This is a genomic window from Mesorhizobium sp. M7A.F.Ca.US.005.03.2.1, from assembly GCF_003997795.1.
Taxonomy (GTDB): domain Bacteria; phylum Pseudomonadota; class Alphaproteobacteria; order Rhizobiales; family Rhizobiaceae; genus Mesorhizobium; species Mesorhizobium ciceri.
The window spans coordinates 1-3,027 of sequence record NZ_RZRP01000763.1 but is presented as its reverse complement, the minus strand read 5'-3'; the positions used below and the strand labels follow the sequence as shown (position 1 = coordinate 3,027).

The following is a 3,027-nucleotide window of genomic DNA, read 5'->3' as shown; positions in this document are numbered from 1 at the left end:
GATCTACAGCGCGCTGATCACCCGACCCGGCAGTGCCGGGTCGGGTGATCAGCGCGCTGTAGATCGGCGCGAAGCGGCCGCTCATGTCACGCGACATCATCTGCTGTTCGAAGGACAGGAAGACGATGCTTTTGGCTGTTCCCGTATGGTTGAAATCATCCCGCGCGGCCTCGCTGTAGCCGTCCATCTGGGGATAGCGCAGATAGAGGTCGAGCCGCGAGGCGATGCCGTCGCGCCGGGCCTGGGCGAAACGGATGGCATTGGCCGGGACCGTGATGACATTGTTGCCGATCACCACCTGGTGGGCCGTTGCGTCGTCGGTGTATCCGGCCATGGCGATCGAATGGCCGAACCATTTGCCGGCAAGGCTGATCGCCACCGACAACAGGGCGAGCGCCGCGAACCCGTAGAGCACCCGCTTCATCAGCGTGGAATCGACCACGGTGAGTTCGTTGGCGAGCGCTGCCTGCTTCATCTCAGTCCTCGGATCTCGGGCCGCCCGTCCGCCTCCAGTGTCCCCGGGCGGCACACATCGCACGGCATGGCTCTTGCAGCCTGCATGGAACGACTGTGCAATTTCATGGTAAACGGAAAGTTAAGATGGGACCGCTGGAACTCACACTCTTTGCTTTTGCCGTCGGGTTGACGGCCTGCGGGCTGGCCGGATCGGCCATGGAACTGGTGTCGGGCCGCAAGGTCGCCTTCACCGAACCCTATGTGTCGCCGTCACATGTCTTGCGCTCGCTGCTCGCCACGGCCTGTGCGGGACCGTTCATGCTGGTCAACGACGCCATCGATGCCCGGCGTCAGCGCCGCATTTCAACGTTGGCGCTGATGTCCTGCGGCTGCACGGCAATTGCGTGGACCTTGGCGCTGGGCGTCGTCGTGCTTGCCATTGCCTCATGGTCGGTCCGTCTCCTAGGGTCCGAGCTGCCAGGCTGAGACGATTCGGAGACCAGAAATGCCGCTTTATGCGATCGATGGAACAGAGCCCAGCTTCGCCGATGCGGACTCGAACTGGATCGCGCCCGATGCGACGCTGATCGGCGACGTCAGGGTCGGACGCAATGCCGGCTTCTGGTTCGGCGCCGTCATCCGCGGCGACAATGAGCCCATCGTCATCGGTGCCGACACCAACGTGCAGGAACATACGGTCATGCACACCGATCCCGGTTTTCCGCTGACGATCGGCGAAGGCTGCACGATCGGCCACCGCGCCTTGCTGCATGGCTGCACGATCGGCGACAACAGCCTGATCGGCATGGGCGCCATCGTGCTGAACGGCGCGAAAATCGGCAGGAATTGCCTGGTCGGCGCCGGTGCGCTGGTTACCGAGGGCAAGGAATTCCCGGACAATTCGCTGATCGTCGGCTCGCCCGCCAAGGCGATCAGGGTGCTGGACGACGCGGCCGTGGCAAGGTTGCGCGGCTCGGCGGCGCATTATGTCGCCAACGGCAAGCGCTTCAAGGCGGGGTTGAAGAAGGTTTGAGGCTAGCCTGGCATTTGCTGGTTTCTTAGCGCCTCAACTCACTGTCCGTCAGTTGCGCCCAGCCATCGCATCGCGCAGCAAGGAAGCACCGCCTTCAAAGCCGGCAATCTCGGCTTCCTTGATCGCGGTCCTGTAGTCATCGATGCGGGTTTCGAGCGCCGGGTCGGCGCCCGCCGCCAAAAGCAGGCGGATCGCATCGACACTGCGGATGGCCACCGAATAGTGCAGCGGAGTCCAGTCGTTGACGCCCCGCATGTTGGGGTCGGCGCCAGCTTCGATCAGCACCCGCACGATGTCCAGCCTATTGGCGCGATCGGTGGACAGCGCCGCAATGATGGACGGAAACCCGCCATGATCCTGATAATTCGGATCCGAGCCCGCCTCCAGCAAGATCGAGATGAAGCTGACGGGGCTCCAATAGATCGCATATTCCAGCGGATGCCCAAGGCCGAACTCAAACGGCATGCGCTCGTCGAACCATCGGGAAGAGCCGCCCAAGGCTAGACCGAGGCCGTCGAAGTCGCCGGCCTTGAAGGCATCGTCGATCGCCTTGAAGAGGCGATGACGCTCGCATCGATCTTCCGGGATTTCCAACATCGCCGTGTTCCAGAAGGCGGAAACCAACGGCCTATATTGCCCCGATCCCCTGCGCGTGGAAAGGCGGTCGTCCGATGCGTCCAGTAGGTCGACGATGCGCATACCATTTCACTGATATAAGTCATCGCTGAATAATAATCTGCATCGCGGAGGTAGCTTTCCGGCATGCCATTCCAGCTCAGTGAGCAAACGCAGCAAATTCTTTCGCTAATTTGCATTCTGTTAGCTGGCGTCTTCATTGGTATGGCCTTGGAACGTCTCCTATCGAGGAAACGGAGGCAGGCATGGAGGGAGAGCAATAGCAGGCGCTGGGCGAGAGAGCGCAGAGGGGGCGACATTCTTAGCGGCCTATGGGTTGCCCCGAAGCCTGTTTCCGCGCCACCGAAACCGACTGATCCTGCTGACCAGTTGCGGATCGTCATGGGTGCGAGCTTCACTATTCAACCGCTCCTCAACAGGAGTGAAGTGCGCGTCTTCAAGGAACTTGATCGCATGGTGATCAGCTGCAATCCGGGATGGCAGGTGATGGCCCAAGTGTCACTGGGCGAAATTTTGCGCAGCGCGAACGCTGACGCCTACAGCTGCATCAACTCGAAACGAGTGGACCTTCTTCTTGTGGACGAGACTTGTCTGCCTCGACATGCGCTCGAATACCAAGGCCATGCGCATCACCAAGGCACAGCAGCAGCACGTGATGCGGTCAAAAAGGAAGCGCTGCGACGTGCTGGCATCAGTTACCATGAGATCGTCGGCGGTCACACGACACCTTCGGAACTCAGGCGACTGGTTGAGAGGCTGGTGGACAAGCCCACCGCACCGCAATAGCTGACCTTTTGCAACGCAGATTTCTCGGAACCTGATTGGTTTTCGAACGGCCATAGCCAGAAATGGCGGAGCCGGCCCGGGGACGGGGCCGGCTCCTTTCACCCGGTCGTTGGGGA

4 protein-coding genes and 1 pseudogene are annotated in these 3,027 nt (G+C 61.1%); 3 read left to right on the top strand and 2 right to left on the bottom strand.

Annotation, left to right across the window (positions count from 1 at the left end):
- Window positions 1-475: pseudogene (locus EN991_RS29825) on the bottom strand (hypothetical protein); the annotation flags it as partial.
- A 125-nt stretch (window positions 476-600) separates the two neighbouring features.
- Here EN991_RS29825 and EN991_RS29820 point away from each other — a divergent pair.
- Both EN991_RS29820 and EN991_RS29815 read left to right on the top strand, forming a co-directional pair.
- Window positions 601-942 carry a hypothetical protein gene (locus tag EN991_RS29820; protein WP_013531336.1) on the top strand — a complete coding sequence of 114 codons (342 nt, stop codon included), beginning with the start codon at window positions 601-603 and terminating at the stop codon, window positions 940-942.
- 19 nt (window positions 943-961) lie between these two features.
- Window positions 962-1,489, top strand: a complete 528-nt coding sequence (locus EN991_RS29815; protein ID WP_027160406.1) for a gamma carbonic anhydrase family protein — start codon at window positions 962-964, stop codon at window positions 1,487-1,489.
- A 48-nt stretch (window positions 1,490-1,537) separates the two neighbouring features.
- On the opposite strand, the gene EN991_RS29810 is transcribed toward EN991_RS29815, so the two are convergent.
- Complete coding sequence (locus EN991_RS29810) at window positions 1,538-2,086, bottom strand: ankyrin repeat domain-containing protein (RefSeq protein ID WP_027160405.1); 549 nt, start codon at window positions 2,084-2,086, stop codon at window positions 1,538-1,540.
- Between the two features lie 165 nt (window positions 2,087-2,251).
- Here EN991_RS29810 and EN991_RS29805 point away from each other — a divergent pair, with 165 nt between their 5' ends.
- On the top strand, window positions 2,252-2,911 hold the full coding sequence (locus EN991_RS29805; RefSeq protein ID WP_027160404.1) for a DUF2726 domain-containing protein: 660 nt from the start codon (window positions 2,252-2,254) through the stop codon (window positions 2,909-2,911).
- The last annotated feature ends 116 nt before the right edge of the window (window positions 2,912-3,027 follow it).

Coding starts and splice junctions, on each gene's coding strand:
- EN991_RS29820 (WP_013531336.1), top strand. CDS start 601: ATGGGACCGCTGGAACTCACACTCTTTGCTTTTGCCGTCGGGTTGACG.
- EN991_RS29815 (WP_027160406.1), top strand. CDS start 962: ATGCCGCTTTATGCGATCGATGGAACAGAGCCCAGCTTCGCCGATGCG.
- EN991_RS29810 (WP_027160405.1), bottom strand. CDS start 2,086: ATGTTGGAAATCCCGGAAGATCGATGCGAGCGTCATCGCCTCTTCAAG.
- EN991_RS29805 (WP_027160404.1), top strand. CDS start 2,252: ATGCCATTCCAGCTCAGTGAGCAAACGCAGCAAATTCTTTCGCTAATT.